Genomic DNA, 21,051 nt, shown 5'->3' on the forward strand with positions numbered 1-21,051 from the left:
AGAGAATTCAATGAGGACTCCAGGGACAAGCATGACAACAGGGCGGCAGCTTAACGAGCGCGCGTGTCGCAGTCTGCCTGCAGCCGACCAAGCGCGACTTGTTGGGGCTGATTTGCGGCCCAGATGCGCCAACGGCGGCCGGGCCGACCGCTCATCCGCCCCGCTGGCCTCAGCTCGGCTTCTTGAATTTGGCGAAAGCTGCCGCCATGGCGCCGCTCGCTGCCGGCTCGGGCGCGCGTGCAGCGCCCTGCCCGGCTCGGCCGCCGCCCGAGCCCATGCGCTCGTTGCGGCCAGCCGGGCGGTAGCTGTTGTCCGGCTTGCTGCCGGCACGCGGCGTCGGCGCGTCCAGCTTCATGGTCAGCGACACGCGCTTGCGCGCCAGGTCCACCTCCAGCACTCGCACCTTGACGATGTCGCCAGTCTTGACCACCTCGCGGGCGTCGGTGACGAATTTGTTGGACAGCTGACTCACATGGACCAGGCCGTCCTGGTGCACACCCAGGTCCACAAAAGCGCCGAACTGGGCGACGTTGGACACCGTGCCTTCGAGCACCATGCCCTCGACCAGGTCCTTGATGTCGTCCACGCCTTCGTTGAAGCGGGCGACCTTGAAGTCGGGGCGCGGGTCACGGCCCGGCTTTTCCAGCTCGGTCAGGATGTCCTTGACCGTGATCGCGCCGAATTTCTCATCGGCAAAGGCCTCAGGCTTGAGAGCCCGAATGACATCGCTCTTGCCCATGACCTCGGCCGCCGGCTTGTTGACGGCCTTGAGGATGCGTTCCACCACCGGGTAGGTTTCGGGATGCACGCCCGAGAAATCCAGCGGGTTCTCGCCATCGCGGATGCGCAGGAAGCCGGCCGATTGCTCGAAGGTCTTGGGGCCGAGGCCGGCGACATCGAGCAACTGCTTGCGGCTCTTGAAAGCACCATTGGCATCGCGCCAGCGCACGATGGACGCGGCTACCGTGCCGGACAGGCCGGACACGCGCGACAGCAGCGGGGCCGAGGCGGTGTTCAGGTCCACGCCGACCGAGTTCACGCAGTCTTCCACCACCGCGTCCAGGGTCTTGGCCATGGCGCTCTGGTTGACATCGTGCTGGTACTGGCCCACGCCGATGCTCTTGGGGTCGATCTTGACCAGCTCGGCCAGCGGGTCCTGCAGGCGGCGGGCGATGGACACCGCGCCGCGCAGGGTCACGTCCAGATCGGGCAGCTCCTTGGAGGCGAACTCGGAGGCCGAATAGATCGAGGCGCCGGCCTCGCTGACCACCACCTTGTCGATGGGCGTGCCCGGGGCCAGCTGCTGGATGCGTTTGATCAAGTCGCCGGCCAGCTTGTCGGTCTCGCGACTGGCCGTGCCGTTGCCAATGGCGATCAGGTTGACGCCATGGGTGGCGCAGAGGCGGCCCAAGGTGTGCAGCGAGCCTTCCCAGTCCTTGCGCGGCTCGTGCGGGAACACGGCGCAGGTGTCCAGCACCCGGCCGGTGTCGCTGACCACGGCGACCTTGACGCCGGTGCGAATTCCTGGGTCCAGGCCCATGACCACACGCTTGCCGGCTGGCGCGGCCAGCAGCAGGTCGCGCAAGTTTTCGGCAAACACCTTGATGGCCACAGCCTCGGCTTCCTCGCGCAGGCGCGAGAACAGATCACGCTCCAAGCTCATGGACAGCTTGACCTTCCAGGTCCAGGAGATGGTCTTGCGAATCAGGGCGTCGCCCGGGCGCGTGCCCATGGTCCAACCCAAGTGGCGAGCGATACGCCCCTCTGCCAAACCCGGTTGACCGGCCACCACCTCTTCGTCCAGCGCCAGCTTGGCATCCAGGATTTCCTGCGTGCGGCCACGGAACACGGCCAGCGCGCGGTGCGAGGGCACGGTGCGGATCGGCTCGTCGTAGTCGAAGTAGTCGCGGAATTTGGCGACATCGGGGTTCTGCTCGTCCTTGCCATCCATCAGCTTGGACTTGAACAAGCCCTCGGCCCACAGCCACTCGCGCAGCTTGCCGATCAGCAAAGCGTCCTCGGCCCAGCGCTCGGACAGCAGGTCGCGCACACCGTCCAGCACCGCAAAGGCATCGGCAAAACCGGCGTCGGCGTTGATGAAGGCGGCGGCTTCCGCCATCGGATCCAGGCTGGGGTCGGCAAACAGCTTGTCGGCCAGGGGCTCCAGGCCGGCTTCGCGGGCGATCATGCCCTTGGTGCGGCGCTTTTGCTTGTAGGGCAGGTAGAGGTCTTCCAGCTCCTGCTTGGTGGGCGCGGCCAGGATGGCCGCTTGCAGCTCGGGCGTGAGCTTGCCTTGCTCCTCGATGCTCTTGAGCACGGCGGCGCGGCGGTCTTCCAGCTCGCGCAGATAGGCCAGGCGGGCCTCGATATCACGCAGCTGGCTGTCGTCCAGCCCGTCGGTCACTTCCTTGCGGTAGCGGGCGATGAAGGGCACGGTGGCGCCGCCATCGAGCAGCTCCACAGCGGCGTTGATCTGGGCCGGGCGAACGCTCAGTTCGGCGGCAATTTGAAGCAGGATCTTGTCCAAAACGTCGGCGAGGCAGTCAAAACAGGAAGCGGCGGAGTGTGCCACAGGGGCCCGGCGGTAGCCGCGCGGCCCGCCCGGGGATTCTCTGGCCCGGCCTAGGCCCAAATAGCCATCTCCAGCAAGCGTCACACATTTGCGCCATATTGCGAGGCGCTTCACGCCACGCGGCCGCCTGCGCGCAAGCCGCACTTGTCCACCTCAGCCCACCCGCCACCATGATGCACACCCTCCGTCACCTGCCCAGCGTCTGCTTGATCGCCGGCCTCGGCCTGTTCAGCGCATCCCCTGCCAAGGCCCAGGCCTTCGACACCGCGCGCATCTACGGCGCCGCCCCCGAGCGCGACGGCGGCCGCGTCGGCCTGGTTGCACTGGCCGGCCATGCCTACCAGGGCTCGAAGAAAAGCCGGGCCATGCTGGTGCCCAGCCTCGACTACCAATGGAGCAATGGCTGGTTCGCCGGCACCAGCAATGGCCTGGGCCTGAATTTCTCCAAGCAAGCCCAGTTCAGCTACGGCCTGCGCCTGACGGCCGATTTCGGCCGCGATGAAGACCGCTCACCAGCCTTGCGCGGCATGGGCGACATCGAGTTCCGCCCCGAGATCGGCGGCTTCTTCAATTACAGCCCGAGCCAAAGCTTGGCCCTGACCAGCTCGCTGCGCTATGGCTCCGGCCAGGATCGCAAGGGCCTGCTGATCGACCTGGGCGTGGCCCACCAGATCCCGCTGGACGCGAGCTGGCGCCTGGGCGTGGGCGCCGCCCTGACCCTGGCCAACCGCGAGGCGCTGCAGTCCTACTTCGGCGTCAGCGCGGCCCAGGCGGCCAGCAGCGGCTATGCGCCCTACCGCGTCGGCGCAGGCCTGCGCGATGTGCGGGCCAATGCTTCGGTCACCCACATCCTCAGCCCGCGCAGCAGCGTAACGGCCGGCCTCTCGGTCAGCGCCCTGCAGGGCGATGCCAAGAACAGCCCGCTGACGCACCAGAAAACCAGCGTCAACGGGCTGGTGTCCTTCGGCTACTTGTTCTGACCCAGGACGCGGCGGCGCTGCACCAGCCCCAGGCCCAGCAGCCCCGCCAGCGTCATCGCCAACGCGCCGGGCTCGGGCACGGCGCTGACCTGCAGGCTGCCGCGCCAGTCGATGGGCAGATTACTCGCACCCTGTGCATAGCCCAGGCCAAGGTTGAGATCGCCCTCGGGGCTGCTGATCTGCAGCCAGGCCTCGCCAGCGCTCAGCAGCTCGAACTGCAGCGCCCCCAGGCTCAGCCAGGACTGGGCGGCCGCGGCGGCAACACCGGGGAAGTTGGACGCACCGATCTCGCCGGGGCGCAGAAAGCCGCTGTCATCGCTCCAACCTTCGGCTGCGCCAAAGCCCTTGAAGCGCAGCTGGCTGGGGTCGAAGTCAAGCTTGAAGCCGTAGAACAAAAACACATCGTCGGCGGCACGGCCGGCGAAGGGTTGATCCAGGCGTATCGCCACGCTGAGGATCTGACCCAGCTGCGCCTGCGCGGGCAACTCCAGGCTCAAGAGCGGCTCCAACGGCAGGCCGGTGGGCGTGATCGCGCCGGCAGCGAAAGTCTGGGCTGAAGCCAGAGACGAAGCCAGGAGGCCGGCGGCGCCCAGCAATGCGGCCACCAGGTTCGGGCGGCCGAGCTTCGAACTGGCAATAGTTGCGAGTGTCATGGTCGTATTCCTGCGTAGGGTGATCAAGGCTTTTGCTGGCGGAAGATGTCGAACCAGGCGCGGTAGTCGGCCTGGGTGATGCAGGCATCGGCATCGAAATTGGCCAGGGGCTGGTAGCGGCTGTCGCCGGTGCAGGCACCCATGGCGGCGCGCTGGGCCTCGCGGTCGGCGGCGTCGATGCGGCCGTCGCCGTTGATGTCGCCGCGCTTGAGCAGGCGCAGGGCCAGGCGCGGCGCCGCTTCCTCGTAACCGTCATTCAGGAACAAGCCGAAGAAGTACTCGCCCTCCGGGAAGCTGGCCAGGCTGAAGCTCTGGCCGCCGGCCGGCGCGGCCACATAGTTCCACTTCAGCGAACCCGGGCCACCGGGCACCATGCCCTTGCGGTAGAAGCCCAGCCAATGCTTGTTGCCGGCCGGCAGGCCTTGCCAGCTCAGATTGATACTGTCGCCAATGCGGGAGACGCTGGCCGAGGCGCTGAAGCGCACCGGGTTGACCGGCGGCGGCGTCGGCACCAGCACCGGCGGCGAATCCTGGGCCTGGGCCAGGCCGTTGAGCACCGGGTCGGTGTAGTCCAGGCCCGCGCCTTCGACATGGCCGGCCAGGCGGCGCCAGTAAAGGCTCTCGCCTTCCAGCGTCACGCCCAGGTCGTACCAGCCGCGGCTGGCCTCCACGCTGCGGGTCTCGCTGTGGCTTTGGCCCGGCTGCAGCGTCAGCTCCAGCAGCTTGCCTTGGCCATAGGCCAGATCCACCAACTGGAGGCGCAGGACCTGGTTGCTGCTGTTGCTGTACTGCAGGCGCACGCTGCGGCTGGCCGGCTCTTCACGCAGGCTCACCTCCAACTGGCGCGCCGCGCTGCCCAGCGCACCGCTGAACTCGCGCACAAAACCGTTCTGGCCATGGACCTTGAGTTGGTAGCTATCGCCGCTCCAGTTCCAGACCTCGCGCTCGACGCGCGTGCCGGCGGCCAGGGTGTAGTGCCAGGGGCCGTCGCTGCGCAGGGCGGAGTAGACGATGAAGGGCTCGGCCACCGTGCCGCCATTGCCGAAGCTCAAAGCGAACTGGCGGGCCGTGCCTTGCACGGCGCCGTCCACCTCGGCGCGGTAGGGCATGGGGCAGGCCGGGCGCGGCTGGCCGGTGCTGACCTGCTCCTGGCGCGGCAGCACCTGGGCGGCGGGCGGCCAGGCCGGCGCGGTGGCGTCGTACTTGGGGTACTCAGCCGTGCGCGGCACGCCGGCCGGCCAGGTCGGGTTCGGCTCGTCGAAGTTGAAGACGCTGAGCAAGTCACCGCACACCGCACGGCGCCAGGGCGAGATATTGGCGCACTGCACGGCCGCACGCGGCAGGCCCTTGCCCTGCACCAGCCACTCTTCGAGGAAACGGATCTGCGAGGTGTGGTCGAAGAGCTGGGAGTTGACGCGCCCGCCCTTGCTCCAGGGCGAGATCACCAGGGTCGGCACGCGCGGGCCCAGGCCGATCGGCTCGCTGCCGTTGTAAACCTCGCCCTGCAAGCTGTTGGCCACCGTGCTGCGGCCGCGGCCGGCGTCCATGGGCGGCACGTTCGAGGGCATGTGGTCGAAGAAGCCGTCGTTCTCGTCGTAGGTGATGATGAGCACGGTCTTGGCCCAGACCTCAGGCTTGTCGACCAGGGCGGCCAGCAGGCGGGCGCTGAAGTTCTCGCCGGCATTGGGCGTGGGCGAGGGATGCTCGCAGTACTCTGTCGGCGCGCAGATCCAGGACACGGCCGGCAGGCGCCCTTCGCGCACATCGGCGGCAAAGTCATCGATCAGCCACTGGCCGGTGGTTTGCGCGGAATTCGATGCATTCGAGCCCGGGGCCATGGCGCGGCACTTCTGGTACAGCGGCGATTCGGGCGTCAGCTTGCGGCCGGCCGCGTCGACGCGGAAGTTCTTGAAGTACTGCAGGTAGTTGTCGCCGTAGTTGTCCCACTCCTGGTAGACCTTCCAGCTCACGCCTTGCGCCTCCAGCACCTCGGCATAGCTTTGCCAGCTGATGCCCTGGGCAGCGGGGTTGTCGTTGGCGATGTCGGCGTTGTAGGTGCCGTTGGTGACGTTGTAGAGCCGGCTGTCCGAGATGCCGGTGACGTAGCCGGCCGTGTGGCCGCTCAGGGCATAGAAGCGGTTCGGGTCGGTGGGGCCGAAGACCGAGCAGTGGTAGGCATCACAGGTGGTGAAGGCATCGGCCAGGGCGTAGTAGAACGGCAGATCGCCGCGGTCGAAATAGCCCAGGGACATGGAGGTCTTCTTGGGCACCCAGACGTTCCAGTCCTTCCAGGCGGCTTCCGTGCCCTTCCAGTGGTGGTCCAGGCCGACGTGCAAGGCGTTGGTGTTCTTGACGTCGTAGTGGTAGGGCAGCACATGGCTGCTGCCGCTGGGCTGGAACCAGACCGGCTTGCCCGAGGGCAAGGTGATGGCGCGCGGATCGCTGAAGCCGCGCACGCCGGCCAGGCAGCCGAAGTAATGGTCGAAGGAGCGGTTTTCCTGCATCAGGAAGACCACATGCTCGATGTCGCCGAGGCCGCCGCTGACGTGGCTGGCCGGTGTGGCCAGGGCGCGGGCGATGGTCTGGGCAAAGCTGGGCGTGCTGGCCAGGCCGGCAGTACCGGCAGCGGCGGCCAGAAAGCCGCGGCGGGAGGGGTTTTGAATTATTCTGCTCATGGCGGTCTCCAGGCCGACCGCACAAGCCAAAAAGCGCGCACGGCCGGGGGTGAAAACCGCCGATTCTGAGAACCCGCGATGTCAGGCGATCCAGCGTGGCATGAGCTGTTCAGACCATGCGCATGCGACCCTGTGCGAATGTCAGACCGCGATGCCGGCGCCGCGCTGCAAATGGCGCGCCGCGCCCTCGCCCGCCACCCAGCCGCTGGCCATGCTGGCGGTGAGGAGGTAGCCGCCGGTGGGCGCCTCCCAGTCCAGCATCTCGCCGGCGCAGAACAGGCCCGGCAGGCGCATGATCATCAAGTGATCATCCAGCTCTTCCAGGCGCACACCGCCGGCCGTGCTGATGGCCTCGGCCATGGGCCGGGTGGAGGCCAGGCGCAAGGGTAGGCGCTTGATGGTGCGGGCCAGGGTGGGCAGGTCGGCGTACTCTTCCTTGCTCAGCACCTCGAAGAGCAAGCCAGCCTTGAGCCCTTCCAGGCCGAGGCGGCTCTTCAGGTGCGTGGACATGGAGCGAGAGCCGCGCGGGCGGGCCACTTCGTCCATGACAAAGCTCTCGCTGCGGTCGGGCAGCAGGTCCAGGTGCATCACCGCCTCGCCGAACTCGGCGATCTCTTCGCGCAGCAGGCTGGAGGCGGCGTAAATCAGCGAGCCCTCGACGCCGCTGGAGGTGATGACGAACTCGCCCTGGCGGGCGAAGCGGCGGCCGCTGCGACCCTGGAAATGCAGGGCCACCGGCTTGACCGGCTGGCCGGCAAAGCGATCGGCAAACAGCGGCGACCAGCCCGGCTGCGGCCGGCCCTCGCGGGCCAGGCCCAGATTGAAGCCGCAGTTGGCGGCGCGCAAGCCGGCGATGTCCACCCCATGCGCGGTCAGCAGCGGCACCCAGCCGGCGTTGGAGCCGAGTTGTGGCCAGGACGCGCCGCCCAGGGCCAGCACCACGGCGCCGGTGTGCGGCAGGGTCAGCTGCTCATCCCCATGAGCGAAGCGCAGACAGCCCTCTTCGTCCCAGCCCAGCCAGCGATGGCGCATGTGAAAGCGCACTCCGCTGCTGCGCAAACGGGCCAGCCAGGCGCGCAGCAAGGGCGCGGATTTCATGTCCACCGGGAACACCCGACCGGAACTGCCGACGAAGGTGTCCACGCCCAGCTCGGCCGCCCAAGTGCGCAGGGCCGGGCCGTCGAAGTGAGCCAGCCAAGTGCCGACTTCCTCGCAGCGTTCGGCAAAGCGGCTGCGAAAACTCAGGCTGTCTTCGGAATGGGTGAGGTTGAGGCCGCCCTTGCCGGCCAACAGGAACTTGCGCCCCACCGAGGCCATGGCGTCGTAGACATCGACGGCCATGCCGGCCGCGCGCAGGCGCTCGGCGGCCATCAGCCCGGCAGGGCCACCGCCGATGACGACGGCATGGCGGGAATCGATGGCAAGCGGGGCTACAGACATGAATTGGGGAACTGGAAGTTGGGCCGGGAGTGTGCCAGATCGCGCCGCTGGGGTCGCCTACCTGTTTCAAGTCTGTGTGTATTCCCGCCGCATATCGATGTGTTCAATGTCATCGTCCAGATAGGGCTCCGACGTGGCGACAAAACCCAGGCTGACATAGAACTCGCGCAAATAGCTCTGCGCTTGGATCTCCACCGCCTGGCCTGGCCAGTGCTCGGAGCAGGCGTGCAAGGCCTGCTCCATCAGCGCCCGGCCCGCGCCCCGGCCGCGTGCGGCCGGCGAGGTGACCACCCGACCAATCATGGGCTGCGTCTGGCCTGGGCCCTTGGTACCGGGCGGCACCAGGCGGGCGTAGGCCAGCAACTCGCCGCTGTCGTCCTCCTGACCCAGCAGATGCAAGACCGCTGGGTCATGGCCGTCCAGATCCAGGTAAACACAGTCCTGCTCCAGCACAAAAACCTGGGCACGCAAGGCCAAGGCGGCGTAGAGCTCGTGGACGCTCAAGCCCTCGAAAGGCAGGCAGCGCCAGCGCAAGGTGGAGTCGGCCGCCATCAGACCAGCTTCACCAGCTGCTTGCCGAAATTGCGACCCTTGAGCAAGCCGAGGAAGGCCTCGGGCGCCGCCTCCAGGCCTTGTGCCACCGACTCGCGGAACTTGAGCCGGCCGCTGGCGACCAGGCTACCGAGTTCCTTGAGCGCCTCGGGCCAGAGCTCCATGTGCTCGCTGACGATGAAACCCTCGACCTTCATGCGGTTGGTCAGGATGAGCTGCGGGTACTGCAGAGGGATGGGCTCGCCGTTGTAGCCGGAAATCATGCCGCACATGGCGACGCGGCTGAAGGCATTGGCGCGCAGCAGCACGGCGTCGAGGATGAGGCCGCCGACGTTTTCGAAGTGGCCGTCGATGCCGTCCGGGCAGGCGGCCTTGAGCGCTTGCGAGAGCGAGGCCAAATCGGGGTGCTGGCGGTAATCGATGCAGGCATCAAAGCCCAACTCCTCGACCACGTAACGGCACTTCTCCGCCCCGCCGGCCAGGCCCACGGCCCGCGCACCGCGCGCCTTGGCGAGTTGGCCCACCACCGAACCGACGGCGCCGCTGGCCGCGCTGACCACCACAGTCTCACCGGCTTTGGGGCGAATGATCTGGGTCAGGCCGTACCAGGCGGTCACGCCGGGCATGCCGACCGCGCCCAGATAGGCCGACAGCGGAATGTGGCGGGTGTCCACCTTGTTGAGCACGCCGCGCTGGTTGGCATCGACCACGAAATGCTCTTGCCAGCCACCCATGCCCACCACCGAATCACCGACCTGGAAGGCGGGGTTGCGCGAGGCGACGACCTCGCCGGCCGTGCCTCCCAGCATGACGGCATCCAGGGCTTGAGGTGCGGCATAGCTCTTGCCGTCGTTCATGCGGCCGCGCATATAGGGGTCCAAGCTCAGGAAATGGTTGCGCACCAGCACCTGGCCTTCGGCCAGCTCAGGCAGGGCCTGCTCGACCAAGCGGAAGTTGTCCAAGCTCGCCTCACCCTGGGGGCGCGAAGCCAAAACGATTTGACGGTTGAAACTCATGAGAGGACTCCTTGTACTGACTGGGTCCGGATTCCACCATGGGCCGCGGCCACCCAGTGCAAAACAGGCGACAAAAAGGGCGGGATACAAACTCTCCTCAAGCCGCTCGTGCTGCAGCCGATACCCGATAGGTCACCGTTTGCTCGGACCCGGCCCCGCCACGCCCACACGGGCCGCGGGGCAAGAGACAGACCCGTGGGAGTGAAGCAGGCCACCCAGAGGGCCAAATTTCGACACATTCACGTTGGAGACTCTATGCAGCTGTCTGACTACAAGATTTCCACCAAATTGGTGGGCGCCTTCACGGCGGTGGCCCTGATCGGCGCCGTGATTGGCACGGTCGCGATCATCAATATGAAGCGCATCAACGATGCCGACACCAAGCTCTATGAGCAAGAGCTGCTCGGCCTGTCGCTGACCAAGGAAGCCAATGTGCGACGCCTGCAGGCCGTGGTGGCCGTGCGCGACGCCATCCTGGCCACCGATGCGGCCGAACGCGAGCGAGCCCTCGGTCTGATGAATGAATCGCGCAAGCAGTGCAACGACTTGATCGAGCAGGCCGGCAAGCTCTATGCCACCGACAAGGGCAAGGCCGAGCTGGCCTCACTGCGCAGCCACTGGGAAAAGGACCAGCAGGTCGCCCAGGAAATGATCAAGCGCATTGGCGTGACCGAGCTGTCGGGCTCCAACGATGCGATCAAATTCATCAAGTCCGACATGACGCCACAGGGTGTTCTGGTCGACCAGACCCTGACCGGCCTGACCCGGCTCAAGGAAGCGGAAGCCAAGGCTCTGTCCGACGCCAATGACGAGCTCTACCACAGCAGCCGCAACACCACGGTCGCACTGATCGTGCTGGGCGTGATGGCCGGCATCGGCCTCGGCTTGGGCATCAGCCGCCATGTCACCGCGCCCCTGGCTCGGGCCATGGAGGGTGCGCAGCGCATGAGCGAAGGCGATATGACCGTGGACCTGCGCAACGAGGGCCGCGACGAAACCTCGCAGCTGCTGCAAGCACTGGAGGCCATGCGCAGCCGCTTGCTGGAGATCGTCGCGAATGTGCGCGACAACTCCGAGAGCGTGGCCACAGGCGCGGGTGAGATTGCCCAGGGCAATGCCGACCTCAGCCAGCGCACCGAGGAGCAGGCCAGCGCCCTGGAAGAAACCGCCGCCACCATGGACGAACTGGGCTCGACCGTCCGCAACAACGCCGACAACGCCAAGCAGGCCAATCAGCTGGCCCTGGGCGCTTCGCAGATCGCCACCCGCGGCGGCGATGTGGTGGGCGAGGTGGTCGAGACCATGCGCGGCATCAACGACAGCTCGAAGAAGATCTCCGACATCATCAGCGTCATCGACGGCATTGCCTTCCAGACCAATATCCTGGCGCTCAATGCAGCCGTGGAAGCCGCCCGGGCCGGTGAGCAAGGCCGCGGCTTTGCCGTGGTGGCCAGCGAGGTGCGCAACCTTGCCCAGCGCAGCGCCGATGCGGCCAAGGAGATCAAGTCACTGATCAGCGCCAGCGTCGAGCGCGTCGAGCAGGGCACGATGCTGGTGGACCGCGCCGGCACCACCATGACCGAGATCGTCGGCGCCATCAAGCGCGTCAGCGACATCGTCGGCGAGATCAGTGCAGCCAGCAGCGAGCAAAGCTCGGGCATCGCCCAGGTCGGCGAGGCGGTCACGCAGATGGACAAGGTGACCCAGCAGAATGCCGCCCTGGTCGAGCAAAGCGCGGCGGCCGCCGAGAGCTTGCGCGTGCAGGCCTCGCAGCTGGTCCAGGCCGTGGCGGTGTTCAAGCTGCGTTGAAAGCTCTGATCTTTCGCGCAGGGCTGTGGCTGCGTGGCGTCACAGCCCTGGCTGGCCTGCTGTGCTGGGCCGGCCTTCTGCTGCTGCCCCACCCTGCCGAGGCGGCCGAGCTGCGCATCTGCCAGGCCGACCCGCAGCGCTATGCCTACCGCATGGCCTTGACGCGCCTGATCCTCGAGCGCACCGAGCGGCCCGGGGAGCGCTCACAGCTGCGCGCCTACGCTGACGGCCCCGATCCCACGCAGGAGCGCTGCCTGGGCCTCCTGCGCCAGGGCCAAGTCGACCTGGTCTACCTGCCGCCCAGCAAGGAACTGCTCCGGGAATTCAGCAGCATCAAAATCGACCTGCACAAAGGCATGTTGGGCTACCGGCTGCTGCTGATTCACAAGAAAGACCGCGCCCTGTTCGAGCAGGTGAACAGCCTGGCCGATCTGCGCCGCCTGACCGGCGGGTTCGGGCGGCAATGGGCCGACTTCGGCATGTTCGAGCGCAACGGCCTGCCCGTGGTCGGCGTGGCACAGGGCAGCGCCTTGCTGCCCATGTTGCAAAGCGGGCGCTTCCACTACTTTCATCGCGGCTTGCATGAGGCCTGGGCGGAACTGGAGGCCCACCCCGAGCTGAACCAGCTGATGGTGGAGCCGCGCATCGCCCTGCACTACCCCTTCCCGGTCTACTACATGTTCCGCGCCGACAAGCTGGCGCTGCGTCAGCGATTTGAAAAAGGGCTGGAACGCATCCAGGCCGACGACAGCTTCGACCAGCTCTTCCTCCAGCATTTCCAAAACATCGCCCGCCGCGCCCGACTGGATTCACGCAGCGTCATCGAGATTGAGCAGCCCCTGCCTCAGGGCCTGCCGCCCGTGGACACGCAGCTGTGGCGCAAGTCCTGATCACTCGCTGCCGCGGCGTTGCAAGGCTTTCAAAGCTCGCCCCTGGGTGGGCAGAGCCCGCAGGTATTTGAAGGTGGCGGTGGCATGGGCCACCAGCTGGCCGTCCTCGCCGAGGATGGAGCCCTCGCAAAACGCCATGGTGGTGGAGCGGTGCAGCAGCTTGCCCAGGGCACGCAGCTCGCCTTCGCCGGGGCGCATGAAGGAGGTCTTCATCTCCACCGTCACCACGCCCGGGCCCATGCCCTCGGCCTTCATATGGATGCTGCGCGCCGCATGGGCCATGGCCACGTCCAGCATGGTCATGAGCACGCCGCCATGGGCCACCTCCCAGCTGTTCAGGTGACCCTCGGAGAGATCCACCCGCAGCTCGGCCCGGCCGTCGCCCATGCTGTGCAGTTCCAGGCCCAGCTGTTCGACAAAGGGGATGTAGACGGGGAATTGAAGCGGAGGTTTGCTCATCGGCGCGATTTCGAAAATGGCAGTGCCGCCATCATCGCAAATGCGCGGCGCGCCGCTATTTCCAGCGCGAACGGATCCAGATCATCAGCACGCCGATCACCACCGCCACACCGCCTTTGATCGCCAGGATCCACCCCAGCAGCTCGGCATCGCTCAGGCCCTGCTTCATCAAAAACACCCCCAGGATGACGGCCAGCAGGCCGCCGTAGATCAAGACCCAGATCAGCGCTTCGACATGGCCCAGCCAGCGCGGCGGCGGGCGTTCCGATGGGTCTTCATGCTCCTCCATCTAGGCGAGCCCTCCCCGGCTCAGAACCACCCGTCCTGCATCTCGCGGCACAGCGGCTCGCGGCTCTCAACCACGGCCAGCCAGGCGCCGATCTTGGGCAGCTCATAACGATAGAAATACGCGGCGGCGGCGCGCTTGCCTTGCGCGAAGTCCGAGCTCACCGCCGCATCGTCCAGCGCCAGTGTGACATCGAGCCACAACCAGGCCAGCACCCCATGACCAAAAGCCTGCAGATACGGTGTGGCATTGGCCAGGGCCACCTCGGGCTCGCCCGTGGCCCAGGCGGCCTTGCTGGCCCGGCCCAGTTGGGCCAGGGCGGCGGCCAGCTGATTGGCCTGAGCCGCCAGGGCCGGCCGCCGCAGGGCGGCCTCGACCGTGCGGTTGATGCGCGCGGCCAGCACGCGCAAGGCCTGGCCGCCGTTCAGCACCACCTTGCGTCCCAGCAGGTCCAGGCCATGGATGCCATGCGTGCCCTCGTGGATCATGTTCAGGCGGTTGTCGCGCCAGTACTGCTCGACCGGAAAATCGCGCGTGTAGCCGGCGCCGCCCAGCACCTGGATGGCCAGGCTGTTGGCCTCCAGGCACCATTCGCTGGGCCAGCTCTTGGCGATGGGGATCAAGACCTCCAGCAGCTGCGCGGCCTCGGCCGCCGCTTCCGGCGCGCCGGTTTTCTGCTCATCGACCAGGCGCGCGCAGAACAGCTCCAGCGCCAGCGCGCCCTCGACATAGCTCTTCTGCGCCAGCAGCATGCGCTTGACGTCGGCATGCTCGATGATCAGCTGCTGCGGCTTGGCCGCGTCTTTAACGCCCATTCCCAGGCTGCGGCCCTGCGGCCGCTGGCGGGCATAGGCCAGGCTGGCTTCATAGCCGGCATAGCCCAGCATGGTCGCGGCCAGGCCCACGCCGATGCGCGCCTCGTTCATCATGTGGAACATGCAGCGCAGGCCCTCGCCGGGCTGGCCGACCAGATAGCCGATGGCCCCCGCCCCGCCTTCGCCAAAATTCAGCAGGCAGTTGCTGGTGCCACGGAAACCCAGCTTGTGGTTGAGGCCGGCCAGGGCCACCGCGTTGCGCTGGCCGTTCAGGCGCCCTTCGGCGTCAACGCCATGCTTGGGCACGATGAAGAGCGAGATGCCGCGCGCGCCCGGCACCAGACGGCCTTGCGCATCGGGGATCTTGGCCAGCACCAGGTGGACAATGTTCTCGCTCAGCTCATGCTCGCCGGCCGAGATCCACATCTTGTGGCCGCGCAGGCGGTAGCGCGGGCCCAGAGGGTCCATTTCAAAGCCCTCGCCATCGGGCACGGCCCGGGTCTGGATGTCGGACAGAGAAGAGCCCGCCTGCGGCTCGCTCAAGCACATGGTGCCGAACCAACGGCCCTGCAGCTGCGGCTGGGCGAACACGGCGCGCTGGCGCTCGCTGCCATGGGCCAGCAGCAGATTGGCATTGCCCACGGTCAGCAAGGCATAGCCGCTGATGCCCACGCTGGCCTTCTGGAAAAATGCATGGGCAGCGGTCTCGATCACGCAAGGCAGCTGCAGGCCGCCCTGGGCCTCGTCCTGCGAGGCGGCCAGCATGCCGGAGGCGATGTAGGCATCCAGCGCCTGCTTGGTGGAGGCGGGCAGAATCACGCGCTCGCCGTCGAAGCGTGGCTCCTCGGCATCGCAGGCGCGGTTGGCCGGCGCGAACTGCTCGGCGGCGATGCGCTCGCAGCTGTCCAGCACGGCGGCATAGCCCTCCAGCGAATGCTCGGCAAAGCGCGGCCGCTCACTCAGCGTCTGGACCTGCAGCCAGTCGCGCAGCAGAAAGTCCAGGGTGGCGCGCAAGCCCATCACAGCACCTCGAAGACGCCTGCCGCGCCCATGCCGCCGCCGATGCACATGGTCACGCAGATGCGCTTGGCGCCACGGCGCCGGCCTTCCAGCAGCGCATGGCCCGTCATGCGCTGGCCCGAGACGCCGTAGGGGTGGCCCAGGGCAATCGCGCCGCCGTTGACATTGAGCCGCTCCTGCGGAATGCCCAGCCGATCGGCGCAGTACAGCACCTGCACGGCAAAGGCCTCGTTCAGCTCCCAGAGGTCGATGTCGTCCACCGTCAGGCCCAGGCGCTGCAAGACCTTGGGCACGGCGAAGACCGGGCCAATGCCCATCTCATCGGGCTCACAGCCGGCCACGGCAAAGCCGAGGAAGCGGCCCAGAGGCTGCAGGCCTTCGCGCACGGCCAGAGCTTCGCTGACCAGCACGCAGGCGCCGGCGCCGTCCGAGAACTGGCTGGCATTGCCGGCCGAGACCAGGCCGCCGGGCAGCGCGCTGCGCAGGTCCTTGATGCCCTCAAAGGTGGTGCCTTCGCGCAGGCCTTCGTCGTGGCTGACCGTCACTTCACGCGTGCTCAGGCCGCGCAGCTTGTCGGCCACGCCCATCTGCACGGTGATGGGGGCGATTTCCTCGGCAAAGCGCCCGGCCGCCTGGGCGGCGCAAGCACGCTGCTGGCTTTGCGCGCCGTACTGGTCCATGCGCTCGCGGCTGATGCCGTAGCGCTGGGCCACGGTTTCGGCCGTCTGCAACATGCTCCAGTAGAGCTCGGGCTTGTGCGCTTGCAGCCAGGGCTCATGCGCCATGTGGCGGTTCATCTCGTTTTGCACGCAGGAGATGCTCTCCACCCCGCCGGCGACAAACACCTCGCCCTCGCCGGCCATGATGCGCTGGGCCGCCAGGGCGATGCTTTGCAGGCCGCTGGAGCAAAAGCGGTTGACCGTCATGCCGCTGACGCTGACCGGCAGGCCGGCGCGCAAGGCGATCTGGCGGGCGATATTGCCGCCGGTCGTGCCCTCGGGGAAGGCGCAGCCCATCAGCACATCCTCGACCCGCTCGGGCGCGAGGCCGGCGCGGGCCACCGCGGCCTGCACCACATGGCCGCCCAGGGTGGCGCCGTGGGTCATATTGAAAGCGCCCTTCCAGCTCTTGGCCAGAGGGGTGCGGGCGGTGGACACAATCAGGGCGTGGCTCATGGCGATTTAGCTCCGGAATTCTTCAGATGAGGGGTCGAGGCGGGAGGGAGGTTCAGCCGTTGAAGCTCTTGCCCTCGGCCACCAAGCGCTGCAGCAGGGGCGCGGGCTCCCAGAAGGCCGCATCGTCCCGCGGGTTGCGTGCCAGGCGCTTCATGGCATGCAGCACATTGAAAAGGCCCAGGCTGTCGGCATAGCACATGGGGCCGCCGCGCCAGAGCGGGAAGCCGTAGCCGCTGAGGTAGACCATGTCGATGTCCGAGGCGCGCTGAGCGATGCCCTCCTCCAGCAGACGGGCGCCCTCGTTGACCAGGGCCAGCACCAGGCGCTCGACGATCTCCTCATCGCGGATCTGGCGCGGCTGCAGGCCCAGGGCGGCGCGGTGCTCGGCCAGCATGGCCGCCACCTCGGGGGAAGGCAGCGCCTCGCGCCGGCCGGGCCGGTAGTCGTACCAGCCTGCCTGGGTCTTCTGGCCGAAGCGGCCGCGCTCGCACAGGCGGTCGGCGCTTTGCGAGTAACGCAGCTCGGGCCGCTCGATCGCGCGGCGCTTGCGGATGGCCCAGCTGATGTCGTTGCCGGCCAGATCGTTCATGCGGAAGGGGCCCATGGCGAAGCCAAAGGCCTCGGCCGCGCGGTCCACCTGTTCGGGCGAGCAGCCCTCGTCCAGCAGAAAACCGGCCTGGCGCGCGTACTGCTCGATCATGCGGTTGCCGATGAAACCGTCGCAGACACCGGCCACCACCGCCGTCTTGCGTATCTTCTTGGCCAGGGCCATGGCGGTAGCCAGCACATCGTGGCCGGTGGCCGCGCCGCGCACCACCTCCAGCAGCTTCATCACCTGGGCCGGGCTGAAGAAATGCAGGCCCAGCACATCCTGCGGGCGGCGGGTGAAACCTGCGATGGTGTTGATGTCCAGGGTCGAGGTGTTGGAAGCCAGGATGGCGCCGGGCTTGGCCGCGGCGTCGATCTGCTCGAAGACCTGGCGCTTGACGGCCAGGTCCTCGAACACCGCCTCGATCACCAGGTCGGCCTCGGCGATGTCGGCATAGCTCAGGCTGCCGCGCAGCAAGGCCAGTCGCGCGTCCAGCTTGTCCTGCTTGAGCTTGCCTTTGCTCAGCTGCGCCTCATAGCTGCTGCGGATGCGGGCCAGGCCGCGCTCCAGCGCCTCGGCTTGGCTCTCCAGCAGCACGACGGGCAGGCCAGCGTTGAGGAAATTCATGGCAATGCCGCTGCCCATGGTGCCGGCGCCGATCACCGCCACCTGGCGGATCTCGCGCAGCGGCGTGCCGGGCGGCAGATCGGCGATCTTGGACGCGGCCCGCTCGGCCACAAAAGCATGGCGCAAGGCCTTGGACTCAGGCGTGATCATCAGGGCCGCAAAGCCCTCGCGCTCGGCGCGCAGCCCTTGCTCGAAGGGCAGGTTTACGGCGGCGGCCACCGCCTCCAGGCAGCGCAGCGGCGCGGGGAAGTTGCGGCTCTGCGCGGCCACCATGTTTCGAGCGAACTGGAAGAAGGCCTCAGGGTTGGCATGTGTGGCCGGCAGATCGCGCACGCGCGGCAGCGGGCGCTGCGCAGCGACTTCGGCTGCAAACGCCAGGGCCGCCTCCAGCACCTCGCCGGCCACCACCCGGTCGAACAGCTTTTGCCCGGGCACCTGGGCCAGCAGTTCGGCCGCCACGATCTCGCCGCTGACGATCAGGTTCAGCGCCGCCTCGACACCCAGGGCACGCGGCAGGCGCTGCGTACCGCCGGCGCCGGGCAGCAGGCCCAGCTTCACCTCGGGCAAGGCGACCTTGGTGCCGGCGGCCACCACGCGGTAGTGGCAGCTCAGAGCCAGCTCCAGACCACCGCCCATGCAGACGCTATGCACGGCCGCCACCACCGGCTTGCTGCAAGCCTCGACCAAGGCCACCACGCTGGGCAGATTGGGCTCGCTCATGGCCTTGGGGCTGCCGAACTCCTTGATGTCGGCCCCGCCCGAGAAGGCCGCGCCGGCACCCGTCATCACCACGGCCGTGACGGCCGGGTCGGCCTCGGCCCGCTCGATGGCGGCGACGATGGCCTGGCGTGTCGCCAGGCCCAGGCCGTTGACCGGCGGATTGTTCAAGGTGATGACAGCGGTGCTGCCGCGGACTTCGTACAAAGCGGTCATGGCGGGGCCTTGTGAACAGGTTCAAACAGAGGGCACAGCCACCAGAGCTGGCCCGGAAAATAGAACGATCGTTCGATTCTAGGCAGAGCCTGTGCTGCCGTCCTGTCCCAGCGGCGACAAACAAGGCCTGCGGGCCTCAGGGTTAGCCCGAGTCGGCCGGCTTGCGCCTAATATGCGCGGCCTTCCAGAATCCAAACCTATGCGTCTTTCACTGCGTCCCCCTCGGTTTTTATCCGCGGCACTGCACCCCGACATCCCCAGCGATCCGGCGCTCTGCCCCAACTGCGGCAGCCGCTTCGCCGAGCCGCGGCCGAGCTACTGCGGAGAATGCGGGCAGGAGTCAAGGCTGCGCGCGCCGACGCTGGGCGAGTTCGGCCAGCAGCTGGGCGGCGCCTACATCTCCATGGAAGGCGCGCTCTGGCGCACGCTCTGGCGGCTGCTGCTCCTGCCTGGACAACTGACGCTGGAATACCTGAAGGGCCGCCGGCGCCGCTATGTGCTGCCGCTGCGTCTGTACCTGACCATCAGCGTGCTGGCCCTGCTGGCCCTGCGCCTGGTGACGGCGCCTATGCTGGAGGCGCAAGCCGAAGCGGACGAGCAAGAAGCTGTAGCCATCGCTGTCGCGGCGTCGGCGCCGGCATCCACGGCGCTGCGGGCGGGCGTTCCAGCATCGGCGCCTGCCTCGGCACCGCGCGGCGCCGTGGTGCAGCTGGACCCGGGCGACGATCAGAACTTTCAGGTCGGTGGCCTGGCCGGCCTGCGCTTTGGCATCAAGAACCAGAAGTTCTTCTGCGAGGGCCTGCCCGTGTCCATGTGCAAGCGCCTGGAAAAGCGCCTGGCCCAGGGCCGCGGGCACTTCAAGCAGGAAATCCTGCATGTGGTCACGCGCAGCCTCAACAACCTCGGCCTGACGATGTTCCTGCTGCTGCCGGCCTTTGCCCTGTGGCTGAAGCTGATCTTCATCGACAAACGCCTGCGCTACACCGAGCACCTGGTCTTTGCCCTGCATCTGCATGCCTTCTGGTTCGCCATGTTGCTGCTGATGCTGATCCCGGTGGAAGGGCTGCAGCTCACGGCCACACTCGCCAGCATGAGCTACCCCCTGGTCGCCATCCAGCGGGTCTACCGCACGCGCTGGTGGAGCACGCTGCTGCGTGCCGCGGTGCTGGCCATGCTCAACCTCTGCGTCACCACCCTGGTCGTGGCCCTGCTCTTTCTGGCCAATCTGGTGAGCTGAATCTAGGCACGGCCGGGCCGGGCCGCCCACAATGCGCGGGCGCAGCGCGATCTCTTGTCATCCGCCCGCCCAAGCCATGTCCACAAGCCCCCGCCGCAAGGCCACCCATCTCTTGAGCGCCAGCGAGCTGCGCGGCCTGGCCCAGCTGGCCACCCAGGGCACGCTGGGCGTGACCGACATCGTCGAGGGCATGCATCAGGCCGTCTGGTCACGGCTGGGAATGCAGGGCCGCCGCGAGGAAGAAAAAGCCCGCAGCGCTGGCCTGACCGGCCTGGTCTACCGCAGCATCCGCGGCGGCACCCGGCTGCTGGGCCAAGGGGTCGACCAACTGCTGGCGGCTTGGCCCGCCGATGCAAGCCAGCCGGCCAGCGAACCCTCGCCCCAGCGCCTGGCCCTGTTGGCGGCGCTCAACGGCGTGATGGGCGACCACCTGGCCGAGAGCGGCAATCCGCTGGCCCTGCCCATGACGGTGCTGAACCCGGATGCAGCAAGCGCAGCGCCCACGGGCCACCTGCTTCTGCTGATCCACGGCCTGTGCATGAACGATCTGCAATGGCGCAGCGAGAACAAGGCCGGCCACGCCCATGACCACGGCGAGATCCTGGCTCGCGCCCTGGGCGCCAGCCGGCTCTACCTGCGCTACAACTCGGGCCGCCATATCTCGGAGAACGGCCGGGACCTGGCGCAGCTGCTGCAGCAAACGCTGGACACCTGGCCGGTGCCGGTGAAGCGCATCACCATCGTCGGCCACAGCATGGGCGGCTTGGTCGCACGCAGCGCGATACAGCTGGCGCAAGCGGACCGTCTGGGCTGGCCCAAGCGCCTGCACAGTCTGGTTTTTCTGGGCTCACCACACCAGGGTGCACCGCTGGAGCGGGCCGGGCATTGGGTGGACCTGCTGCTGGGCAGCAACCGGCACAGCGCGCCACTGGCCCGCCTGGGTCAGCTGCGCAGCGCCGGCATCACCGATCTGCGCCACGGCCTGGTGCAAGACGCCGACTGGCAGGGCCGCGACCGCTTTGCCCCCGGCCATGTGCCGCATCAACCCCTGCCCCTGCCGGCCGGCATCGCCTGCTACACGTTGGCGGGCACCACGGCTGCCAAGCGCAGCCCCATGGCCGACCGGCTGCTGGGCGACGGCTTGGTGCCGCTGCGCAGCGCTCTCGGCGAACATGAGGATCCGGCCTTGCGCCTGGACTTTGCGCCCGAGGCCCGCAACATCCAATACCGATGCGGTCACCTACAGCTGCTCAGCAGCCCGGCGGTCAGCCAGCAACTGCTGGCCTGGCTGGCGCCTTCGCCCGCAAAAGCGGAATAAAGCGC

At 67.6% G+C, this 21,051-nt stretch carries 16 protein-coding genes; 5 read left to right on the forward strand and 11 right to left on the reverse strand.

What is annotated here, in order from left to right; translation table 11 throughout:
* Window positions 1-169: 169 nt before the first annotated feature.
* Entirely contained in the window at window positions 170-2,527 is a 2,358-nt protein-coding gene (locus LNV28_RS07815) for a Tex family protein (RefSeq protein WP_263518300.1), read from the reverse strand.
* A gap of 215 nt (window positions 2,528-2,742) precedes the next feature.
* Here LNV28_RS07815 and LNV28_RS07820 point away from each other — a divergent pair, with 215 nt between their 5' ends.
* Window positions 2,743-3,552, forward strand: a complete 810-nt coding sequence (locus LNV28_RS07820; RefSeq protein WP_263518302.1) for a MipA/OmpV family protein — start codon at window positions 2,743-2,745, stop codon at window positions 3,550-3,552.
* On the opposite strand, the gene LNV28_RS07825 is transcribed toward LNV28_RS07820, so the two are convergent.
* From LNV28_RS07825 to LNV28_RS07845, 5 genes are all read right to left on the reverse strand, one after another.
* Window positions 3,540-4,205: a PEP-CTERM sorting domain-containing protein gene (locus LNV28_RS07825; protein ID WP_263518304.1), complete on the reverse strand. Its 666-nt coding sequence runs from the start codon at window positions 4,203-4,205 to the stop codon at window positions 3,540-3,542. The genes LNV28_RS07820 and LNV28_RS07825 overlap by 13 nt on opposite strands.
* A gap of 23 nt (window positions 4,206-4,228) precedes the next feature.
* The gene (locus LNV28_RS07830) at window positions 4,229-6,880 is read right to left on the reverse strand and encodes a phosphocholine-specific phospholipase C (protein WP_263518305.1); all 2,652 of its coding nucleotides are present in this window, start codon (window positions 6,878-6,880) and stop codon (window positions 4,229-4,231) included.
* A 141-nt stretch (window positions 6,881-7,021) separates the two neighbouring features.
* A complete protein-coding gene (locus LNV28_RS07835; protein WP_263518307.1) occupies window positions 7,022-8,320 on the reverse strand; it encodes a BaiN/RdsA family NAD(P)/FAD-dependent oxidoreductase in 1,299 nt (432 codons plus the stop codon).
* Window positions 8,321-8,386: 66 nt separating this feature from the next.
* Window positions 8,387-8,872: a GNAT family N-acetyltransferase gene (locus LNV28_RS07840; RefSeq protein ID WP_263568786.1), complete on the reverse strand. Its 486-nt coding sequence runs from the start codon at window positions 8,870-8,872 to the stop codon at window positions 8,387-8,389.
* Entirely contained in the window at window positions 8,872-9,888 is a 1,017-nt protein-coding gene (locus LNV28_RS07845) for an NADP-dependent oxidoreductase (protein WP_263518312.1), read from the reverse strand. The genes LNV28_RS07840 and LNV28_RS07845 overlap by 1 nt, the downstream gene beginning before the upstream one ends.
* 255 nt (window positions 9,889-10,143) lie before the next feature.
* Here LNV28_RS07845 and LNV28_RS07850 point away from each other — a divergent pair, with 255 nt between their 5' ends.
* Both LNV28_RS07850 and LNV28_RS07855 read left to right on the forward strand, forming a co-directional pair.
* A complete protein-coding gene (locus LNV28_RS07850) occupies window positions 10,144-11,697 on the forward strand; it encodes a methyl-accepting chemotaxis protein (RefSeq protein WP_263518314.1) in 1,554 nt (517 codons plus the stop codon).
* The gene (locus LNV28_RS07855; RefSeq protein ID WP_263518316.1) at window positions 11,694-12,587 is read left to right on the forward strand and encodes a transporter substrate-binding domain-containing protein; all 894 of its coding nucleotides are present in this window, start codon (window positions 11,694-11,696) and stop codon (window positions 12,585-12,587) included. Before LNV28_RS07850 ends, LNV28_RS07855 begins: the two co-directional genes overlap by 4 nt.
* On the opposite strand, the gene LNV28_RS07860 is transcribed toward LNV28_RS07855, so the two are convergent.
* The 5 genes from LNV28_RS07860 to LNV28_RS07880 are packed head-to-tail and all read right to left on the reverse strand — an operon-like array spanning window position 12,588 to window position 18,491.
* On the reverse strand, window positions 12,588-13,046 hold the full coding sequence (locus LNV28_RS07860; RefSeq protein ID WP_263518318.1) for a PaaI family thioesterase: 459 nt from the start codon (window positions 13,044-13,046) through the stop codon (window positions 12,588-12,590). It lies immediately after the preceding gene.
* 55 nt (window positions 13,047-13,101) lie between these two features.
* The gene (locus tag LNV28_RS07865; RefSeq protein WP_263518319.1) at window positions 13,102-13,335 is read right to left on the reverse strand and encodes a hypothetical protein; all 234 of its coding nucleotides are present in this window, start codon (window positions 13,333-13,335) and stop codon (window positions 13,102-13,104) included.
* A gap of 20 nt (window positions 13,336-13,355) precedes the next feature.
* Window positions 13,356-15,167 (reverse strand): acyl-CoA dehydrogenase, encoded by a 1,812-nt coding sequence (locus tag LNV28_RS07870; RefSeq protein ID WP_263518321.1) that lies wholly within the window; start codon window positions 15,165-15,167, stop codon window positions 13,356-13,358.
* Window positions 15,167-16,342 (reverse strand): acetyl-CoA C-acyltransferase, encoded by a 1,176-nt coding sequence (locus LNV28_RS07875; protein WP_263518322.1) that lies wholly within the window; start codon window positions 16,340-16,342, stop codon window positions 15,167-15,169. The genes LNV28_RS07870 and LNV28_RS07875 overlap by 1 nt, the downstream gene beginning before the upstream one ends.
* A gap of 52 nt (window positions 16,343-16,394) precedes the next feature.
* The gene (locus LNV28_RS07880) at window positions 16,395-18,491 is read right to left on the reverse strand and encodes a 3-hydroxyacyl-CoA dehydrogenase NAD-binding domain-containing protein (RefSeq protein ID WP_263518324.1); all 2,097 of its coding nucleotides are present in this window, start codon (window positions 18,489-18,491) and stop codon (window positions 16,395-16,397) included.
* 199 nt (window positions 18,492-18,690) lie between these two features.
* Here LNV28_RS07880 and LNV28_RS07885 point away from each other — a divergent pair, with 199 nt between their 5' ends.
* Both LNV28_RS07885 and LNV28_RS07890 read left to right on the forward strand, forming a co-directional pair.
* On the forward strand, window positions 18,691-19,728 hold the full coding sequence (locus LNV28_RS07885; RefSeq protein ID WP_263518326.1) for a DUF3667 domain-containing protein: 1,038 nt from the start codon (window positions 18,691-18,693) through the stop codon (window positions 19,726-19,728).
* Window positions 19,729-19,804: 76 nt separating this feature from the next.
* The gene (locus LNV28_RS07890; RefSeq protein ID WP_263518327.1) at window positions 19,805-21,046 is read left to right on the forward strand and encodes a lipase family alpha/beta hydrolase; all 1,242 of its coding nucleotides are present in this window, start codon (window positions 19,805-19,807) and stop codon (window positions 21,044-21,046) included.
* The last annotated feature ends 5 nt before the right edge of the window (window positions 21,047-21,051 follow it).

Origin of the sequence: Paucibacter sp. DJ2R-2, from assembly GCF_025717675.1 — a bacterium.
GTDB lineage: Bacteria > Pseudomonadota > Gammaproteobacteria > Burkholderiales > Burkholderiaceae_C > Paucibacter_A.